Consider the following 17,681-nt stretch of genomic DNA (forward strand, 5'->3'; position numbering starts at 1 on the left):
CCCCCCGCACTGACCCGGTTATCCGCCGCCCTGGCATCCGCCCTGCTCGCCTGCGGCCCCGCAGTGGCACTGGCCGCAGACGCCACAGACGAGGCACCCGTCACGCAACTGGGCAATATCGTAGTGACTGCCAGCGGCTTCGAGCAAATGGTGGAGGACGCCCCCGCGTCGATCACCGTCATACCCCGGGAAGAACTGGAAAAAAAGGCCTATCGGGACGTCACCGATGCGCTGCGCGACGTGCCGGGCGTGGTGATCACCGGTGGCGGCAGCACCAGCGACATCAGCGTGCGCGGCATGGCGCCCGCCTACACCATGATCCTGATCGACGGCAAGCGCCAGAACACGCGCGAAACCCGTCCAAACTCGGACGGCCCGGGCATCGAGCAGGGCTGGCTGCCGCCCGTCCAGGCGATCGAGCGCATCGAAGTCGTGCGCGGCCCGATGTCGTCGCTGTACGGCTCGGATGCCATGGGCGGCGTGATCAACATCATCACCCGCAAGGTCCCGAAAGAATGGACGGGCAGCCTGCGTACCGAAAGTACGATCCAGAGCCATTCCGAATCGGGCAACATCTACCAGGGCAACGTGTATCTGGCCGGGCCCCTGGTGGACGACCGGCTGGGGCTGCAGTTCTATGGGCAGAAATCGCGGCGTGAAGAAGACAAGTTCCTGTATGGCTTCAACAAACAGGACACGACGTCGGGGACGGTGAAACTGGCCCTGACGCCCAACAGCGACCATGACATCACGCTCGAGGCTTCGCGCACGCTGCAGGAACGCCTTTCGACGCCAGGCAAAAGTGCCGCAGAATACCTGGCCAACGGCAACCCCGCCAGCGTCTCGCAAACGAAGTACACCCGCAACCGCTACGCCTTGTCGCACGTGGGCCGCTGGGGGCAGGTCACGTCCAACACCTACATCCAACGTGACGACACCGCCAATCCGTCGCGCGACATGTACCTGAAGAACACCGAGTTCAACAGCCAGTGGACCCTACCCCTGGGCAACCATACCCTCAGCATCGGCGGCCAGTACCAATACGAGCAACTGGACGATTCGGGCAATCAGTTCAACCCGGCCGTCAGCAACCTGACGCGCTACCAGTGGGCCCTGTTCGCCGAAGACGAATGGTTCATCACGGACAGCTTCTCGCTGACGACCGGCCTGCGCATGACGCGCGACGAAAACTACGGCACCCACTGGACGCCGCGCTTGTACGGCGTCTGGCATGCCACCGACAACCTGAGCATCAAGGGTGGCGTCTCCACCGGCTTCCGGGCGCCGAGCCTGCGCCAGGCAGTGGCCGACTGGGGACAGATCACCGGCGGGGCCGGTGCCGCCATCCCCAGCGTCATCCTGGGCAACCCCGACCTGAAGCCCGAGAAAAGCATCAGCCAGGAGCTGGGGATCGTCTGGGACAACCGGGAAGGCTGGGTCAGCAGCCTGACGTTCTTCAATACCGATTTCAAGGACAAGATCTCTGAAACCCGCCTCTGCCCGACGGCGGACAATCCGGGCCCCTGTGAGATCGGCGGCGAAACCTACAATTTCATTAGCAACCGCATCAACGTCGATCGCGCCAACATCCGCGGCATCGAAGCCACCACCACCTGGAGCGTGCGCGATGACCTGCGCCTGACCGCCAACTACACCTATACCCACTCGAAGCAGCTGAGCGGGCCATTCGAGGGCCAGCCCCTGAACAAGATGCCCAAGCACATGTTCAACGCCGGGGTCGACTGGGACGCCACCGCACGGCTGGGGGTCTGGTCGCGCCTGAACTACCGCGGCCGCACTTCCGATTACCTGAGCCGTACGTCCATGGCCGAGGGCACGCCTTCATTTACCTTCGTCGACCTGGGCGTGAACTACAAGCTGAGCAAAAACCTGGAAACGGGCGTCGCGGTCTACAACCTGTTCGACAAGCGGGTCACCAGCGAAACCTACGAGTCCGTGTATGACGGGCGCCGCTACTGGGCCCACCTGACGGCCAGTTTCTGACCGGGCCGGCGTCGCCGGGTTCGCCAGGCCATCAGCCAAAGAGCTCCATGGCCTTGCGCACGACGGCGAACAGCGTGGCCAGAAACCCCAGCCCCAGCAGGATGATGCCCGGATTGCGGTCGCGCAGGCCAAAGCCGATGAAGGTGGCGATCACCCCGAGAATGAAGATGATCAGCAGCGTGTTGTTGTGAAAGAACATGGCAGGCGGGTGCGGTCATGGATGATGGGCTTGCGTGTATCGTAGCCGAATGCACGCCGGCCGGCACCCGTTTTTGACCGCGCCTGCCACCGGCGGCATCAGGGCATGCGGTACGCCGGGCTCAGCATGTCGTTGGTGACGACGCCAAGCGGATCGAACGGCTTGTCCAGCCCCACCAGCGTGTTCACCAGTTCGTAGTCGCGCTGGACCCGCTCCAGATCGAAGGCGCCCAGGGCGACCGTCGTGGAGGTCTCATCGCGCATCAGCTCCTGGATGCGCGCCCACTGGTTGCGCTGCGTATCGGCACTCAGCCCGCTGACGTCATCCATCAAAGCCTTCAAGCACGGCTCGAATGCTTCCACGCATTTTGCATAGGCCTTCTGGGTGATGCCGACGAAGGTCTTGACGGTCTCGGGATGCTGCTGCAGATAACGGGCATTCACCAGAATGGCGTTGCCATAAACGTTGATGCCGATATCGCGCCACGGAAGAAACGCCAGATCCTCGCCAAACTCCTGCGCCTTCAGATCATGCTCGTTGTAGAAATCGCTGATGATGTCCACGCTGCCCGCTTTCAGCGCGGCCACCTTGGCCTGCGGGCTGAGGTTGACGAACTTGACCGAGTCGGGCGCAATGCCCACAGCACTGGCAAAGGCGGGCCACATCTGGCGCGAGGCATCGCCCGGCGGGTTGCCGATCTTGCGGCTGGGAAAATCCTTTGCATCCCGGATGCCCGACGATTTCAGCCAGTAAAACCCCTGTGGGCTATTGGCATAGATGACCATGACCGCTTTGAGCGCAGCCCCCTTGCCCATGGCCTGCATGGCCGTGGGGAAATCCGAGATCCCCAGCGGGGCCGCGCCGGCCCCCACCCGCTGCGCGGTGGTGGAAGAGCCGCGCCCGGCCTCGATCTTCAACTGGATCCCTGCATCCTCATACCAGCCTTGCTGCTTGGCATAATAAATGGGGGCATGGTCCGCGGTGGGCGTCCAGTTCAGAACGAAATCGACCTGCTCGGCGCTGTGGGCCGCCAGGGGTGTCGAGGCGGCCGCCAGGGCCAGCCACAGGGCAACGAAAGGTGCTTTCACTTTGATGTCTCCATGGGTGTGGATGCATGCCCTCACGATCGCCAAGGTCATGGCGCCGGCATCATCCATTACAATAAAGCGCACTCATATTACCAACCGTTTGGTTGAGAAACAATGGAAAAGTACTCGGAAGCCCCCCCCGCCGCCCAAACCCCGTCCATGGCCAAGCCCGCCAGGCGCCGGCCGGACGCGGGTGGACGGGCCTCCAATGCGCGCCAGGCGCTGATCGAATCGGCCATCAACAATTTTGCCGCCAAGGGCTTCGCCGGCGCGCGCGTCGACGAAATCAGCACCGAAGCCGGCGTGAACAAGCAGCTGGTCTATCACTATTTTTCCAGCAAGCAGGGGCTCTACCAGGCGGCGCTGGAGCACGTCTACTCGGAAATCCGCGCAAAGGAAAAAACGCTGTCGCTCGAAGCCTTGGACCCCCGCACGGCCATGGAGCAGCTGGTCGGGTTCTCGTTCGACTACCTGCAGGATCACCCCGAATTCATTGCCCTGCTCGAAGACGAAAACCGCAACCAGGGCCGCTACATCCTCGAGTCCGCCGAGCTCCGGTCCATGCATTCGCCGTTCATAGAGATGCTGCAGGAAACCCTGGATCGCGGGGTGCGCGGCGGCCTGTTCCCCCCCGGCTACGACGCCATCCACCTGTACATCTCGATCGCGGGCATTTCCTACTTCTTCTTCTCCAACAACCACACTTTGTCGGCCATCTTCGGCACGCCATTGGGCACGCCCCAGGCGTACGCCGCGCGCCGCGCCCACGTGATCGCGTTCGTGATGAACGCCCTGCGGCCCTGATCTGGCCACAGGGGGACCAGGGATAACCCTGGATTTACCGTCGTTATCAACCAACCAGTTGATTTATGCCGGATAGGGTCCTATGATGGGCCAGCATTCATCGACCTCGACGCTCTCGCCATGACCCAAACCATCGTCGCCACCTCCGAGCCCGCGATCGGCACCGACACACCTGCCTGGGGGCGCTGGGGCACCACCGTGGGCATCCACCTGATGCTGTTGGTCATCTGGGAAGCCGCGGTGCGCTGGTTCGACATTCCCAGCTTCCTGCTGCCCGCACCCACGGCGATCCTGGCCACGCTGGGCAACGCCAACTACAGCTGGTTCGACAACACGCTGGTCACGGCCGTCGAAATCTTTGGCGGCTACGCGCTGGGCGTCGTCCTGGGCATCCTGTGCGCGCTGCTGTTCGTCACCAGCCGCTGGCTGATGTTGCTCGCCTTTCCGCTGCTCATCACCCTGAATATGATTCCCAAGGTGGCGCTGGGCCCACTGATCATCGTCTGGTTCAGCTACGGCATCGGGCCCAACATCCTGATCACGTTCAGCCTGTGCTTCTTTCCCATCCTGCTCACCACGATCCGCGGCCTGAACGAAACCGAGCCCGAGCTGCTGGATCTCGTACGCGCCCTGAAAGGCTCGCGCTGGCAGCTCTTCCGGTACATCCAGCTGCCCGGCTCCCTGCCCTATCTGTTTTCCGGCATGAAGGTCGCCACCATCCTGGCCGTGGCCGGTGCCGTGGTCGGCGAATTCATCGCCTCCGACCAGGGTCTGGGCTACCTGATGATCCAGGTCCAGTCCTCGCTGGACATCGCTGCCGTTTTCATGGCCGTACTGCTCATTACCGGCATCGGGGTACTGCTGTACATGCTGGCCCTGTTGCTGGAACACCTCTTCATCACTCAGGATGCACGGATTCAATGACCACGCCTCATGTCCCGCCGTATGACGGCCCCTTTCTGGAAGATCTCGACCTGCCCGACCGGTTTGCCACCGAGGCGGCCCTGGACGCCTACCTGAGCACGCCATCACGCGCGCTGGTGCACGACCTGGACACCACCGATGGCGATCTCATGATCCTCGGGGCAGGCGGCAAGATGGGCCCCACGCTGGCCCGGCTGGCGCGCAACGCCCTGGCGCCCGGCCGCAAGGTCATCGCCGTGGCACGCTTCAGCGACCCGGCACTCCAGGACGACCTGGCGCGCCACGGCATCGACACCATCGTATGCGACCTGCTGGATCGTGAAGCCCTGGCCCGCCTGCCGCAGACCCCGAACATCGTCTTCATGGCGGGCCACAAGTTCGGCGCGCAACAGGAAAGCGCACTGACCTGGGCAATGAACAGCTACGTCCCGGCCCTGGTGGGCGAAACATTCCACCAATCGCGCATCGTGGCATTTTCCACCGCCTGCGTCTACCCGTTCGTGCCAGTCAACGGCCAGGGCGCCACCGAAGACAGCCCGCTGTCGCCGCCGGGCGAATATGCGAATTCATGCGTGGGCCGCGAACGGCTGCTGGCGTATTTTTCACGGCGCCACCAGTCGCCGGGGCGCCTCTTTCGCCTCAGCTACGCCATCGATCTGCGCTACGGCGTCCTGGCCGACGTCGCCATGAAAGTCTGGGCCGGCCAGCCGGTGGATGTCACCATGGGCCACGTCAACGTCATCTGGCAGGGCGATGCCAATGCCCAGGCACTGCGCTGCCTGGCCAAAGTCACGACCCCCACGTCACCCCTGAACGTGAGCGGCCCGGAAACCCTCTCCATCCGCTACCTGGCCGAAGAATTCGCGCGCCGCTTCGACAAGCCGGCCCACCTGACCGGCGCCGAAGCGCCTACAGCCTGGCTGGTGAACACGGGCGAGGCCGAAAAACTGTTCGGTTACCCGCGCATTCCCGTCTCCCGGCTGCTGGACTGGACGACCGACTGGATCCGCCGCGAACAGCGGCTCTACGGCAAGCCCACTAAATTCGAGTCGCGCGATGGGCAATACTGAACCGAGCCCGCTCACCACGCACGGAGTCGCATGGCCCCGGCCTGACTGGCTCGATGAGCTGGCCCCCGCCGATCTCCAGGGCCTGAACCAGCTGGTGGCCGCCAGCCACTGGAACCAGACTGCCGATGACTGGCGCCTGTTCATGGCATTCGGCCGCATTGCGGTCATCCGCGACGTCGCGGGTCAGGTGATCGCCAGCGGGGCGGTCCTGCCCATGGAAACCGGCGTACGCGCCGCCATGCCGGCCTGGATCAGCATGATTCTCGTGCATCCGAACCATCGCGACAGGGGCCTGGGCTCGGCCGTGTTCCGGCACTGCCTGGATCACGCCCTGGACCAGGGCTACATCCCCATGCTGGATGCCACCCCACAGGGTGCTGCGCTGTACCAGCGCCATGGTTTTCGGCCCTTGTGGCCACTGTCGCGCTGGGAGCGCGCCGGGCAGACGCCCGGCATCGCACAACCCGCGTCAGCCCTACAGCCAGAGCAGGACGGCCTGGCGCTCGAGTCGCTCGAGCGCGCGGCGCTGGGGCTGTCCCGCCGGCACGTCCTGCAGCATCTGCTGGATCGGCCCGGCTCACATTGCATCCAACAGGCCCATGGGTTCGCCATCGTACGCAGCGGGCGCCTGGCCATGCATGCCGGCCCCATCGTATCGATGGCGCCCGAGCAGGATTCGGCCTTGCTCGCCCAGGTCATCGACACGCCCTTTCGCCTCTTCATCGACGTACCCGATTGCCAGTCGGTACTGCAGCAACAGCTGCGCCAAGCCGGCTTCTCCCGCCAGCGGGGATTCATCCGCATGGCGGGGCCTTCTCCCACCCCCTGGCCCAAGGCGGCCGCGCCCGCCCTGCTGGCCATCGCAGGCCCCGAATACGGCTGATTCCCCCACGAGACACCATGCCACTGCACCGAAACGATCTTGCGCCCGAATTGCTGTCCATCCTGGCGAACGGCGCCGTCATTCCCGCTCAACCGCTGGCCCTGGATGCCCAGCGGCGCTTCGACCGGCGGCGCCAGCGCGCCCTGACCCGCTACTACATCGATGCCGGGGTCGGCGGCCTGGCGGTCGGGGTCCATACCACCCAATTCGCGATCCGCGAGCACGGGCTGTATGAAACCGTGCTCGAGCGCGCGGTCACGGACAGCCGCGCATGGACCCACCGGCCCCTGGTGATGATCGCCGGCGTGTGCGGGCCGACCCCCCAGGCCCTGCAGGAGGCGCGCACGGCCGTGCAGTTGGGCTACCACGCCGGGTTGCTCAGCCTGGCGGCGCTGGCTGATCGATCGGAAGACGAGCTGCTGGCACATTGCGCGGCCGTGGCCGAGGAAATCCCGCTGGTAGGCTTCTACCTGCAGAGCCTGATCGGCGGCCCGGTGCTGTCCAGCGATTTCTGGCGGCGTTTCGCCCTGCTGCCCAATGCGCTGGCCATCAAAATGGCGCCTTTCAACCGCTATCGCACCCTCGATGTGATGCGCGGCGTCGTGGCCGCCCGTGCAGAAGACCACGTCTACCTGTATACGGGCAACGACGACCACATCGTGCTGGATCTGGCCCTGCCCTTCGCCTTCCCGCGCGATGGCCGGATGGTGACGGTCCGAGTCCGCGGCGGGCTGCTGGGGCATTGGTCCGTCTGGACGTCCAAAGCGGTCGAAACCCTGCAGCGCATCCAGGCCGAAGTATCCGCCGGGGGCGCCCTGTCGGCCGACCTGCTGGCGCTCGACTCGCGCATCACAGACTGCAACGGCGCTTTTTTCGACGTGCGCAACCATTTCGCCGGCTGCATCGCCGGCTGCCACGAAGTCTTGCGGCGCCAGGGGCTTCTGGAAGGCATCTGGTGCCTGGATCCGCACGAAACCCTGGGGCCCGGGCAGGCGCAAGAGATCGACCGGGTATATGCCGAGCACACAGACCTGGCCGACGACGCATTCGTCGCCCAGAACCTCGAACGGTGGCTGTCATGAACGAAATCGCAGAAACCCCGCAGGCCGTGCCCATGCACCGGGATGGCGAACAGCCCTTCATCCACATCCAGGGGCTGCGCAAAAGCTATCGCAAGAAGGGCGAAGAATCCGTGGCGCTGTCCAACGTCACGCTGGACATCTACGCCGGCGACATGGTGTCACTGGTCGGCCCTTCGGGCTGTGGCAAATCCACCCTGCTGAAAATACTCTCGGGCCTGCACGCGCACGACGGCGGCACGCTGGAGATCCGGGCTGGCGCCGGCCGCCACTTCAATCCGGGCCGGGATGTCGGCATGGTCTTCCAGCAGCCGCTGCTGCTGAAATGGCGCAACATCCTGGACAACGTGATGCTGCCGGCCGACATCCTGGGGCTCACGCGCAGCGCTGCCCGCGTGCGCGCCCTTGAACTGCTGGACATGGTCGGCCTGGGTGGCCAGGGCAAGAAAATGCCCTACGAACTCTCGGGCGGCATGCAGCAGCGCGCCGCGATCGCCCGGGCCTTGCTGCACGACCCCAGCCTGGTCCTGATGGACGAACCCTTCGGCGCCCTGGACGCGCTGACGCGCGAAAAAATGAATCTCGAGATGCTGCGCATCTGGGAACAGAGCCACAAGACGTTCGTCGTCGTCACCCACAGCATCCAGGAAGCCGTCTTCCTGGGCACCCATTGCGCAGTACTGACGGCCGGCCCGGCCCGCATGGCGGATTTTTTTCCGATCACACTGCCGGCGCCCCGGACGCTGCATGTGAAGGCCACGCCCGAATTCACCGCCTACGTCAGCCGGATCTACGATCTGCTGGGCGTGGCCTGAGCCGCTGAAACAGGCGATTCACAGGCCCGGCTCAACCAGCCCCCGAGGCCATGGCGGCGCGGGTGTCGAGGCCAGCCGCCCGCCATTCTGGAAACCCCATCTCGAGGCGCCGCGCATCGAACCCCTGTGATCTGAGCAGGGCCACGGCCTGGACCGCCAGCACACAATACCGGCCCCGGCAGTACGCCACGATCTTCTGGTTTTCCGGCAACCGGGACAACTGCTGGCCGAGCGTCTGCAGCGGAATGTTGATGGCACCCGGCAGGTGACCGCAGGCGTACTCATGCCCTGGCCGCACATCGAGCAAGGTGACGCGGCCGGACCGCAGCCAGTCGAGCAGTTCCTGCTGCGTGACGGGTGCGAGCCGGCCCCGGTCATCATAATAGTCATGCATGATCTGCCCGACCTCGACTCGATTGCGCTCGGCCAGATCCCCCAACGCCGTGAGCAGCGCCACGACTTCGCGGGCACCCTGCAAGCTGTACAGGACATGCTTGCCCTGGCGTTCGGTGGCCACCAAGTGCGCACGCCGCAAAATCTGCAGATGGCGCGATGCATTTGCGAACGTGAGCCCGCAGAGCTGGGCCAGGTCTTCGACGCTGCGCCGGCCCTGCGCCAGACGCTCGAGCAATTCGAGCCGATGAGGGTGTGCGACGGCCTGAGCCATGCCAGCCAGATGCGACAACACGGCCTGCTTGGGCCCGCCAGATGGCGTGTCGGGGCCAGCGGACCCATTGACGCCCGCAGGCGCGTCTGGACGGGTGGCTGCAACGGATCCTGGCTGCGAATTTTCATGCATCATGAACACACTATAGCCCAGACAGTGACAACATTCAATCAATTACGTGTACAATATATTGTACTGTCATCCATGATGTGGATGCCGCCACCCGCAGGTGCGTCAACACGCGGTCCGCGCGGTCACGAAAGGGGTTCTTATGAATACGCTCAATACCACGCAAACCGGTCGGCCAGCCGCTGCCCAAACGGCCAGCTGGCTCCAGTATTTCCCCATCGCCCTGTTTGCCTCCGTCCTGGGCCTGGCCGGCCTGGCCATTGCCTGGATGAAAGCCCAGCAGCTGCTGGGCGCACCGGCCGTGGTGTCCGACGCCATCCGCTGGTTCGCCACACTCATCTGGTTTTCCCTGCTGGGCTTCTACCTGGCCAAATGGATGCGCTTTCCGGCGGCGGTCGAAGAAGAACGCAACCATCCGGTCAAGCTGAACTTCTTTGCTGCCATTTCCATCGGCCTGCTGCTCCTGGCCATCGTGTGGTCGCCGTCGGCACCCGCCACGGCTTACTGGATGTGGGCTGCGGGGGCTGGCGCCCATCTGCTGTTCACCCTGATGACCATCAGTATCTGGCTGTTCCGGCCGCCATTCCAGATCCAACACCTCACGGCCGCCTGGTTCATCCCCACCGTAGGCAACATCATCGTGCCCATCGCCGGGGTCCACTTCGCGCCGGTGGACATCAGTTGGTTCTTTTTCAGCGTCGGCATCGTCTTCTGGCTGATCCTTTTCACCGTGCTCGTCTACCGCCTGTTCTTCCACGAACAGCTGCCCGGCAAGCTGCAACCCACCTTGTTCATCCTGATCGCGCCACCGGCCGTGGGTTTCCTGGCTTATATCGCATTGGGCGGCAACGGCCTGGATGCCTTTGGGCGCATCCTGTATTTCACGGCGCTGTTCCTCACCCTGCTGCTGGCCATCCAGGCACGGCGCTTCCTGCGTATCCCGTTTTTCCTGTCGGCCTGGGGTTATTCGTTCCCGTTGGCGGCCATCACGATCGCCACGCTCGAGATGGGCGCACAAAGCGGGCTGGCATTCTATCGCGTGCTGGGGGCCGGCCTGCTGGCCGTTGCCAGCATCGTCATTGCCATTCTGCTCGTCAAGACCGTGCAGGCGCTGGCACAAGGCAAGGTATTCATCCCCGACTGAACCCGCGGGGCACGGGGCGATGCCGCCGTTCGATCACACCCACAACATAGCCAGCAACGGCACCAGCACGCTGGTGGCAATCGCATTGAGCCCCATGGCCAGCGCCGCAAACCCCATGGCCGTTTCGCTGTATTCCAGCGCTGTGGCGGTGCCAATGGCGTGGGCCGTGGCACCCAGGGCAAAACCACGGGCCACGTCACTGCGAATGGCCAGCACCGCAAACACGCCACTACACAGCACGGCCGCAGAAATACCCGTCAAGGCCGTGGCGACCGCGGTCAGCGAAGCCACACCGCCCACGTATTCGGCCACCGGCATTGCGACCGCCATCGTGGCCGATTTGGGCGCCAGCGACATGATCAGCGACCCGTCGGCACCAAATAGCCAGGCGATCCCCACCGCAGACAACACTGCGGTGACCGACCCCGCGGCCAGCGCCCCCAACACCGGCCAGAGCATGCCCCGCAACCGGGCCCGCTGATGGTACAGCGGCACAGCCAGGGCGACCGTGGCCGGGCCAGTCATCCATGACACCAGCCAGCTACCGTCCCGGTAGGCTGCGTACGGAATACCCCACCCCCACAGCACGAGCGAGACGATGGCCGCAGCCACGAATACGGGCAGCAGCAGCGGCCAGCCGCTACGCCGGTACAGCCACACGGCAATGCCATAGGCTACGAGCGTCAGAAGCGTGGCCGCCACAAAGCTTGCCAGTGTCACCCCCACAGGCACGCCGCTCATTGCGGCCCCGGCGTCTGGGCGCGATCACCCCGGCCCTGCCGACGGGCGATCAGCCACTCGAGCGTCAGAGCCGTGACGGCGAGCGTCAGGACAGCGCCAATGACACACGACGCCACAAAGGGCAGCCATCCCGCCCGCAGGATCTGGATCTGGTCCATGATGCCCGTCACCGCCGGCACGAAAAACAGCATCATGTGCCGAAGAAGTGGAAAGCTGGCGGCCTGGACGGCCTGGATCCGATGCCCGGCATAGCCCAGCAAGGGCAGCAGCACGATCATGCCCACAATGGCGGGTGGCACGGGCAGCGCCAACCTACCGACCAGCAAGCCGCCTGCCTGCTGCAATACGATCAGGACGGCCAAGCCGACGGCGACACGCCCTGCCCCCCGAACCACGCCGGCGACCCGCAATTTTTGGCTGCTCATCAGACCCTCCTAGAGGGCCGTATTTTCCCGCGTGCCGCGTATCGGCACAACCATGGTTGTTTCCTCTCATGATATGGCTCGTCCATAAAATTCAGGACACTCGCACTAGCGCGCCAGTAGTTCCAACACAAATTTTGTCGTGCTATTGACAATTCATCCCCTTATCAACGAACATCCCTACTTTGGTCCGGTGCCGCATATACGCGCATCTGTGCGCGTATATGCGGCACCATGCTGATTCCATTGACACAAGGTTGGGTTGGGACATGAAAAAGAACCTATGGGGATTGTTGGGCGCCACGACACTATTTTTTGGCCTTGCAGCGCCAACGATAACCAATGCGGCGGATTACACATTGCGTGCGAGCCACGCCGAAGCGGCCGACAGTCCGCTCGACAAGGGCTACCATGTATTCAAAGCCTACGTCGAAGGCGCCAGTGCCGGGAAAATCGAAGTCATCGTCTCACCCGCCAGCCAGCTGGGGTCGATCACCGATGTGCTCGAGCAAGTAAAAGCCGGCGCCATCCAGCTTGCCCAGGCCGATGAGCAAACGCTGGATTCGTTCTACAAGCCGATGATGATCCTGGCGGCGCCCTACCTTTTTGCCAACGACGAAGAAGCCCGGCAGTTTCTGGCAAGCGATCTGTTCACCCAGCTCAACGAGGACATGGCCAACGAAACGGGGCTGCGCATGCTGTCGGCCGCATCGTACGGGTTTCGCAACTTCACCAACAACAAGAAGCCGATTCGCACCAAAGAAGACATGAACGGCATCCGCATGCGCGTGCCGCCCAGCCCGATGTCGCTGATCATGGTGGAATCCATGGGCGGCTCGCCCACCCCGATACCCTGGGAAGAGCTCTACAGCGCATTGCAGACCGGCGTGGTCGACGGCCAGGAAAACCCGATCGGTATCATCAACGACTACTCGTTTTCGGAAGTCCAGAAATACCTGACCATCGACAACCACCAGCTGGGCCTGACCAGCCTCATCATCAGCGAGCAGTTTCTCCAGAGCCTGCCGGTCGAGTTGCGTGAAATCGTCCGCACGGGCGCCCAGATGGCCAGCGCCACAGAATACGGCGAGCGCAATTACCAGGCTCGCGTCACCGGCGTGAACGATCTCAAGGAAAAGGGCATGGACGTCTACTTCCCCTCGCCCGAAGAAATCGCAACGTTCCGAGAGGCCGTCACCGCACCCATCCAAGAGTTCCTCAACAAGGAACTAGACCCGGCCTTCGTCAAGGCGGTCTACGGTGAAATCGACAACATCCGTGCCCAGAGGCGTGCGCTGGTCGAATAGGCAGGCTCGCAGGGGTCGTATCCGTGATATTGGTCGAGGCATTCCGCAAGCTCATTGACGTGCTCCTTGGGCTGGCGATGGCCATCATCGTCACCACCATGCTGTATCAGGTCGGCGCCCGATACCTGTATCACGCCGCCCTGCCCTGGCCGGAAGAACTCTCTCAGCTCCTGCTGGTGATGTTGTCGTTTTTCGGTATGTATCGCGCGATCGATCAGGATCTGCACATCCGCCTGAACCTGGTGCCGGCCAGCTTGTCCGGCACGGCCGTCAGAATTATCGAAAGCGTTGCCATCGCCGCGTCAGCCTTCTTTCTGGCGTATATCTGCTACGGTGGCTACGAGCTGGCCATGCGCAGCTGGAACCAGCCCTCCATGGCCATGCGCCTGCCCATGGGGTGGTTCTACATCACCATACCCATCGCTTGCGGTCTGTCAGTGCTGTCACTGATGGTACGGCTCGTCGAGCTCTACACCCAGCCAGCCCGCCAGCAATGACCGCCGCCATCCTGATTGTTCTTCTTGCCGTCCTGTTCGTGATCGGCGTGCCTATCGCCTTCGCCATCGGCGTGCTGTCGCTGGTGGGGCTGTGGATGTCGGGCATTGCCAACCCTTCCATTGCCGCCCAGCGCATGTTTTCAGGCATGAACAGCTATGCGCTGCTGGCGCTGCCGCTGTTCATACTGGCGGGCAACATTCTGGTCAAGGGCGGCGTGATCCAGCGGCTGATCGAGTTTGCCGACATCATGGTCGGCCGGATTCGTGGGGGCCTGGCCTACGTCAACGTACTCGCCAATCTCCTCATGGCCGGCCTGTCGGGCTCCGCCACCGCCGACACGGCGGCGCTTGGCTCGGTGATGGTGCCCATGATGAAGGCACGCGGCTATACCGCAGAATTTGCTGCGGCGCTGACTATTTCGGGCGCCATCATGGCCCCCATCCTGCCGCCCAGCCTGATCATGGTGATCTACGCCATTCCCGCCAAGATCTCCATCGGGGCCTTGTTCTTCGCCGGCATTCTGCCAGCCGTGCTGATCGCCTGCCTGCTGATGCTGTATCTGGCCTATGCCTGCCGCCATCATCCGCTCGTGCAGGAACAGGCGCTGGGCCTGAAGGTCATGGCCATGGCCGTCATCACCGCCCTGCCGGTGCTGGCCGCGCCGCTGCTCGTCATCGGCGGGGTCCGGGGCGGGGTATTCACGGCCACCGAAGCCGCCGCCGTACTGTGCGGCTACGCCCTGCTGCTGTGTTGGATCGCTTACCGTACGGTGGGGCTGCGCGCACTGGGCAAGGTGTTTCATGAAAGCGCGATCACCACGGCGACCATCATGATCATCATTGCCACGTCGAACCTGTTCGCCTGGTACCTGGCGATGGAAAACGTGCCCAACGCCACCCGCGCGCTGTTCATGTCTCTGACCACGGACCCCCACGTGTTTCTGCTGATCGTGGCTGCCTTCCTGCTGGTGGTGGGTGCCTTCGTCGACACGGTACCCGCCATCCTGATTTTCGTGCCCATCCTGCAACCAACGGCTATCCAGTTCGGTATCGACCCCATCCATTTCGCGATCGTCGTCATCGTGAACCTGATGATCGGGCTCAATACACCGCCAGTGGGCACCAATCTGTTCGTGATCTCGACGATCTCGGGCAAATCCATGCTACAGGTCGCTCGAGCGCTGCTGCCGTTCTACGCCGTCAAGATCGTGGCGCTGGCGCTGGTCACCTACATACCGACCATTTCCCTGTGGCTGCCACGCGTCGCCGGCCTGATCAAGTGACACGGGCTGCCAGGCCCCGACCCGTTATCTGAACAGGGATGATGTAGTGCAGATCCTCAATTTTCACGACGCACGCCGTCAGGCCAGACGCCGCCTGCCGACCGGTATTTTTGAGTACATCGACCGGGGCAGCGAGGACGAAACCGCCATCCGGGCCAGCCGCCAGGCATTCGACACGTACCGCCTGATACCGCGTGTACTGCGTAACGAGACGCCGCCCGATGCGCGCGTCACACTGCTGGGTGAAAGCTGGAGCCAGCCGTTCATGGTCGCACCGACCGCCTGCGCGGGGCTGGCGCGGTATAACGGTGAAATCGAACTGGCCCGCGCCGCCGAGCGTTTTGGCATCCCATTCTGCGCCGCGACCGAATCCATTACCAGCCTGGACGAGATCGCTGATTCGGTGTCCCGACGACCCTGGTTCCAGCTGTACGTCTGGCATCCCCTGGAACACAGCCTCGATCTGCTCGCCCGCGCACACCGCATGGGCATCACGGTACTGGTCGTGACCGTCGACACCCCGGTGGCCCCCAACCGCGAGTACAACGCCCGCAACGGCTTCGAGATGCCCTTCAGATTTGGCGCGCGCAATATGCTCGACCTGACCCGCCACCCTGGCTGGCTGGCCAGGGTCATGCTGCCCTACCTGATGAAAGGCCGCCTGCCGGATTTTGCCAATTATCCACCAGCCTACCGCGCCACACTGCTGAGCCGTGGAACCAAAGAATCACTGATTCACCACCCACGCCTCGACTGGGACATCATCGGGCGGCTGCGCGACAAATGGCCCGGGCACTTCATCGTCAAAGGCATTCTTCACCCGGATGATGCCCGCCAGGCAGCCCGGGCCGGTGCCGACGGCATTGTGGTGAGCAGCCATGGCGCCCGTAATTTTGATTCGGCGACGACCGTACTGGATGCATTGCCCGCCATCGTGGAGGCGACCGGCGCTCAACTGACGATTCTTGCGGATAGCGGCGTTCAGCGGGGCAGCGATGTTTTCAAGCTTCTGCATGCCGGCGCGCAGGGCGTGCTGGTGGGGCGCGCCATGCTCTATGGTCTGGCATGCAGCGGCGCTGCGGCGGGGCACATGATGCAGGTGCTGGCCAATGAGCTGTCTGCCACCATGAGCTTTTCCGGCTGCCGCTCCATCGAGGAGATCCGGCAATGTCAGAAACAAAGTAACCAGGACTGAACATGGACAAAAACCTGCTGGACGATTTTTTACTGCAACTGAAGGCCGCCGTTGGGGACGCACACGTCATCACCCATGCCAGCGACGTCGAACCTTATCTGGTGGACGAGGAACGCCGGTATCAGGGCCATGCGCTGTGCGTGGTCAGACCGGCCAATACCGCGGAAGTCTCCCGGGTACTGGCGCTATGCTACGAAGCCGGTATCGCCGTCGTGCCCCAGGGGGGCAACACGGGGCTGTGTGGCGGCGCCACGCCGGTAACAGACACGGACGCCATTGTTCTGGCCCTGGGGCGGATGAACAAAATACGCAGCGTCGACCCGCTCAACAACACCATGGCCGTCGATGCCGGCTGTGTGCTGGCTGCCATCCAGGCCGCCGCAGCGGCGGCCGATCGCCTGTTCCCCATGTCCCTGGGCAGTGAAGGAAGCTGCCAGATCGGCGGCAACATCGCCACAAATGCGGGCGGCACGGCCGTCCTGCGCTACGGCCCGATGCGCGACCTCGTCCTGGGCATCGAGGCGGTCTTGCCCGATGGGCGCGTCATCGACGCCATGAGGGCCTTGCGCAAGGACAACACCGGCTATGCGCTGAAGCACCTGTTCATCGGTTCCGAGGGCACATTGGGGGTCATTACCGGAGCCGTGCTCCAGCTGTTTGCCAAGCCCAGATCCGAAGCCGTCGGCCTGGCCGGCCTGAACGACATCGACGCCGCCTTGCAACTGCTGCACGACATCCAGGGCCGCGCCGGCCATCGCCTGACGAACTTCGAGCTGCTTTCAGCCGCCCAGTACGAGCTGGTCATGGCCCTGCCCAGGAAACCGGATGATCCGCTGTCTGCACGCCATCCCTGGACGGCCATCGTCGAACTCACGGATCCCGATCCCGCTGCCTCGCTGGATGACGAACTGGCCACCCTGCTATACGACGCAATGGAACAGGGCGTCATCACAGAAGGCATTCTGGCGACCAGCCAGGCCCAGGCCCGACAGATCTGGGAAATCCGCCATTCAGTGACCGAGGCCAATCACCGTGCTGGCCGCTCGCTCTCGCATGATACCTCCGTACCCGTATCCAGGATCCCGGACTTTGTGCGCGAGGTGGAGCAGCAAATGGCCGAGCGCTTCCCCATTGCCCGGCTGATTTTCGTCGGCCATGCGGGCGATGGCAACATCCACGCCGAGGTGATCCTGCCCCGCGACAGCGCGGAGGTCAAGGACCTTGAACAGGTCGCTGCCCGCATCAACCACACCATCAGCGAAGTCGCCGTCTCGCTGGGTGGCTCCATCAGCGCGGAGCACGGCATTGGCCGCCTGAGGCGTGCAGAATTGCACGCCTGGCTGAATCCGACGGACCTGGAACTGATGCGCGGCATCAAGACCTTGTTCGACCCCAAGGGCCTGATGAACCCCGGCGTCATCGTCTGAGGC

Annotated in this window: 18 protein-coding genes; 13 read left to right on the forward strand and 5 right to left on the reverse strand. The window is 63.6% G+C overall.

Features of this window, described 5'->3' with window-relative positions; all coding sequences use genetic code 11:
- The first annotated feature begins 9 nt into the window (after positions 1-9).
- A complete protein-coding gene (locus tag WCZ84_RS05305; RefSeq protein ID WP_372685264.1) occupies positions 10-2,004 on the forward strand; it encodes a ligand-gated channel protein in 1,995 nt (664 codons plus the stop codon).
- A 31-nt stretch (positions 2,005-2,035) separates the two neighbouring features.
- On the opposite strand, the gene WCZ84_RS05310 is transcribed toward WCZ84_RS05305, so the two are convergent.
- Positions 2,036-2,203 carry a hypothetical protein gene (locus WCZ84_RS05310; RefSeq protein ID WP_372685219.1) on the reverse strand — a complete coding sequence of 56 codons (168 nt, stop codon included), beginning with the start codon at positions 2,201-2,203 and terminating at the stop codon, positions 2,036-2,038.
- A gap of 98 nt (positions 2,204-2,301) precedes the next feature.
- The gene (locus WCZ84_RS05315; protein WP_372685220.1) at positions 2,302-3,291 is read right to left on the reverse strand and encodes an ABC transporter substrate-binding protein; all 990 of its coding nucleotides are present in this window, start codon (positions 3,289-3,291) and stop codon (positions 2,302-2,304) included.
- 114 nt (positions 3,292-3,405) lie between these two features.
- On the opposite strand from WCZ84_RS05315, the gene WCZ84_RS05320 reads away from it, so the two are divergent.
- The 6 genes from WCZ84_RS05320 to WCZ84_RS05345 all read left to right on the forward strand — a co-directional run bounded on the left by WCZ84_RS05320 (position 3,406) and on the right by WCZ84_RS05345 (position 8,866).
- Positions 3,406-4,095 carry a TetR family transcriptional regulator gene (locus WCZ84_RS05320; protein WP_372685221.1) on the forward strand — a complete coding sequence of 230 codons (690 nt, stop codon included), beginning with the start codon at positions 3,406-3,408 and terminating at the stop codon, positions 4,093-4,095.
- 120 nt (positions 4,096-4,215) lie between these two features.
- Complete coding sequence (locus WCZ84_RS05325; RefSeq protein WP_372685222.1) at positions 4,216-5,019, forward strand: ABC transporter permease; 804 nt, start codon at positions 4,216-4,218, stop codon at positions 5,017-5,019.
- A complete protein-coding gene (locus tag WCZ84_RS05330; protein WP_372685223.1) occupies positions 5,016-6,089 on the forward strand; it encodes an NAD-dependent epimerase/dehydratase family protein in 1,074 nt (357 codons plus the stop codon). The genes WCZ84_RS05325 and WCZ84_RS05330 overlap by 4 nt, the downstream gene beginning before the upstream one ends.
- Positions 6,076-6,972, forward strand: a complete 897-nt coding sequence (locus WCZ84_RS05335) for a GNAT family N-acetyltransferase (RefSeq protein ID WP_372685224.1) — start codon at positions 6,076-6,078, stop codon at positions 6,970-6,972. Before WCZ84_RS05330 ends, WCZ84_RS05335 begins: the two co-directional genes overlap by 14 nt.
- A gap of 17 nt (positions 6,973-6,989) precedes the next feature.
- Positions 6,990-8,054 (forward strand): dihydrodipicolinate synthase family protein, encoded by a 1,065-nt coding sequence (locus tag WCZ84_RS05340; protein ID WP_372685225.1) that lies wholly within the window; start codon positions 6,990-6,992, stop codon positions 8,052-8,054.
- On the forward strand, positions 8,051-8,866 hold the full coding sequence (locus WCZ84_RS05345; RefSeq protein WP_372685226.1) for an ABC transporter ATP-binding protein: 816 nt from the start codon (positions 8,051-8,053) through the stop codon (positions 8,864-8,866). The genes WCZ84_RS05340 and WCZ84_RS05345 overlap by 4 nt, the downstream gene beginning before the upstream one ends.
- 31 nt (positions 8,867-8,897) lie before the next feature.
- Here WCZ84_RS05345 and WCZ84_RS05350 read toward each other — a convergent pair whose 3' ends face one another.
- The gene (locus WCZ84_RS05350) at positions 8,898-9,533 is read right to left on the reverse strand and encodes an ArsR/SmtB family transcription factor (protein ID WP_372685265.1); all 636 of its coding nucleotides are present in this window, start codon (positions 9,531-9,533) and stop codon (positions 8,898-8,900) included.
- A gap of 271 nt (positions 9,534-9,804) precedes the next feature.
- On the opposite strand from WCZ84_RS05350, the gene WCZ84_RS05355 reads away from it, so the two are divergent.
- Entirely contained in the window at positions 9,805-10,806 is a 1,002-nt protein-coding gene (locus WCZ84_RS05355) for an SLAC1 anion channel family protein (protein ID WP_372685227.1), read from the forward strand.
- Positions 10,807-10,839: 33 nt separating this feature from the next.
- On the opposite strand, the gene WCZ84_RS05360 is transcribed toward WCZ84_RS05355, so the two are convergent.
- Both WCZ84_RS05360 and WCZ84_RS05365 read right to left on the reverse strand, forming a co-directional pair.
- Positions 10,840-11,547 (reverse strand): LrgB family protein, encoded by a 708-nt coding sequence (locus WCZ84_RS05360; protein ID WP_372685228.1) that lies wholly within the window; start codon positions 11,545-11,547, stop codon positions 10,840-10,842.
- Positions 11,544-11,972 (reverse strand): CidA/LrgA family protein, encoded by a 429-nt coding sequence (locus tag WCZ84_RS05365; protein WP_372685229.1) that lies wholly within the window; start codon positions 11,970-11,972, stop codon positions 11,544-11,546. The genes WCZ84_RS05360 and WCZ84_RS05365 overlap by 4 nt, the downstream gene beginning before the upstream one ends.
- Before the next feature lie 266 nt (positions 11,973-12,238).
- On the opposite strand from WCZ84_RS05365, the gene WCZ84_RS05370 reads away from it, so the two are divergent.
- Genes WCZ84_RS05370 through WCZ84_RS05390 form a run of 5 tightly spaced genes read left to right on the forward strand, consistent with a single transcriptional unit; the run spans position 12,239 to position 17,678 of the window.
- Positions 12,239-13,276 (forward strand): TRAP transporter substrate-binding protein, encoded by a 1,038-nt coding sequence (locus WCZ84_RS05370; RefSeq protein WP_372685230.1) that lies wholly within the window; start codon positions 12,239-12,241, stop codon positions 13,274-13,276.
- A gap of 23 nt (positions 13,277-13,299) precedes the next feature.
- A complete protein-coding gene (locus WCZ84_RS05375; RefSeq protein ID WP_372685231.1) occupies positions 13,300-13,773 on the forward strand; it encodes a TRAP transporter small permease in 474 nt (157 codons plus the stop codon).
- Entirely contained in the window at positions 13,770-15,056 is a 1,287-nt protein-coding gene (locus WCZ84_RS05380; protein WP_372685232.1) for a TRAP transporter large permease, read from the forward strand. Before WCZ84_RS05375 ends, WCZ84_RS05380 begins: the two co-directional genes overlap by 4 nt.
- A 46-nt stretch (positions 15,057-15,102) precedes the next feature.
- Entirely contained in the window at positions 15,103-16,251 is a 1,149-nt protein-coding gene (locus tag WCZ84_RS05385) for an alpha-hydroxy acid oxidase (RefSeq protein WP_372685233.1), read from the forward strand.
- Positions 16,252-16,253: 2 nt separating this feature from the next.
- Positions 16,254-17,678, forward strand: coding sequence for an FAD-binding oxidoreductase (locus WCZ84_RS05390; RefSeq protein WP_372685234.1), 1,425 nt, complete (start codon positions 16,254-16,256; stop codon positions 17,676-17,678).
- Positions 17,679-17,681: the final 3 nt, after the last annotated feature.

Source organism: Castellaniella sp. (assembly GCF_041675725.1).
Classification (GTDB): Bacteria; Pseudomonadota; Gammaproteobacteria; order Burkholderiales; family Burkholderiaceae_B; genus Castellaniella.

Bases quoted from the DNA above. Each gene is read 5' to 3' on its own strand.
- WCZ84_RS05310 (WP_372685219.1), bottom strand. From the start codon at position 2,203: ATGTTCTTTCACAACAACACGCTGCTGATCATCTTCATTCTCGGGGTG.
- WCZ84_RS05320 (WP_372685221.1), top strand. From the start codon at position 3,406: ATGGAAAAGTACTCGGAAGCCCCCCCCGCCGCCCAAACCCCGTCCATG.
- WCZ84_RS05325 (WP_372685222.1), top strand. From the start codon at position 4,216: ATGACCCAAACCATCGTCGCCACCTCCGAGCCCGCGATCGGCACCGAC.
- WCZ84_RS05330 (WP_372685223.1), top strand. From the start codon at position 5,016: ATGACCACGCCTCATGTCCCGCCGTATGACGGCCCCTTTCTGGAAGAT.
- WCZ84_RS05335 (WP_372685224.1), top strand. From the start codon at position 6,076: ATGGGCAATACTGAACCGAGCCCGCTCACCACGCACGGAGTCGCATGG.
- WCZ84_RS05340 (WP_372685225.1), top strand. From the start codon at position 6,990: ATGCCACTGCACCGAAACGATCTTGCGCCCGAATTGCTGTCCATCCTG.
- WCZ84_RS05345 (WP_372685226.1), top strand. From the start codon at position 8,051: ATGAACGAAATCGCAGAAACCCCGCAGGCCGTGCCCATGCACCGGGAT.
- WCZ84_RS05350 (WP_372685265.1), bottom strand. From the start codon at position 9,533: ATGGCTCAGGCCGTCGCACACCCTCATCGGCTCGAATTGCTCGAGCGT.
- WCZ84_RS05355 (WP_372685227.1), top strand. From the start codon at position 9,805: ATGAATACGCTCAATACCACGCAAACCGGTCGGCCAGCCGCTGCCCAA.
- WCZ84_RS05360 (WP_372685228.1), bottom strand. From the start codon at position 11,547: ATGAGCGGCGTGCCTGTGGGGGTGACACTGGCAAGCTTTGTGGCGGCC.
- WCZ84_RS05365 (WP_372685229.1), bottom strand. From the start codon at position 11,972: ATGAGCAGCCAAAAATTGCGGGTCGCCGGCGTGGTTCGGGGGGCAGGG.
- WCZ84_RS05370 (WP_372685230.1), top strand. From the start codon at position 12,239: ATGAAAAAGAACCTATGGGGATTGTTGGGCGCCACGACACTATTTTTT.
- WCZ84_RS05380 (WP_372685232.1), top strand. From the start codon at position 13,770: ATGACCGCCGCCATCCTGATTGTTCTTCTTGCCGTCCTGTTCGTGATC.
- WCZ84_RS05390 (WP_372685234.1), top strand. From the start codon at position 16,254: ATGGACAAAAACCTGCTGGACGATTTTTTACTGCAACTGAAGGCCGCC.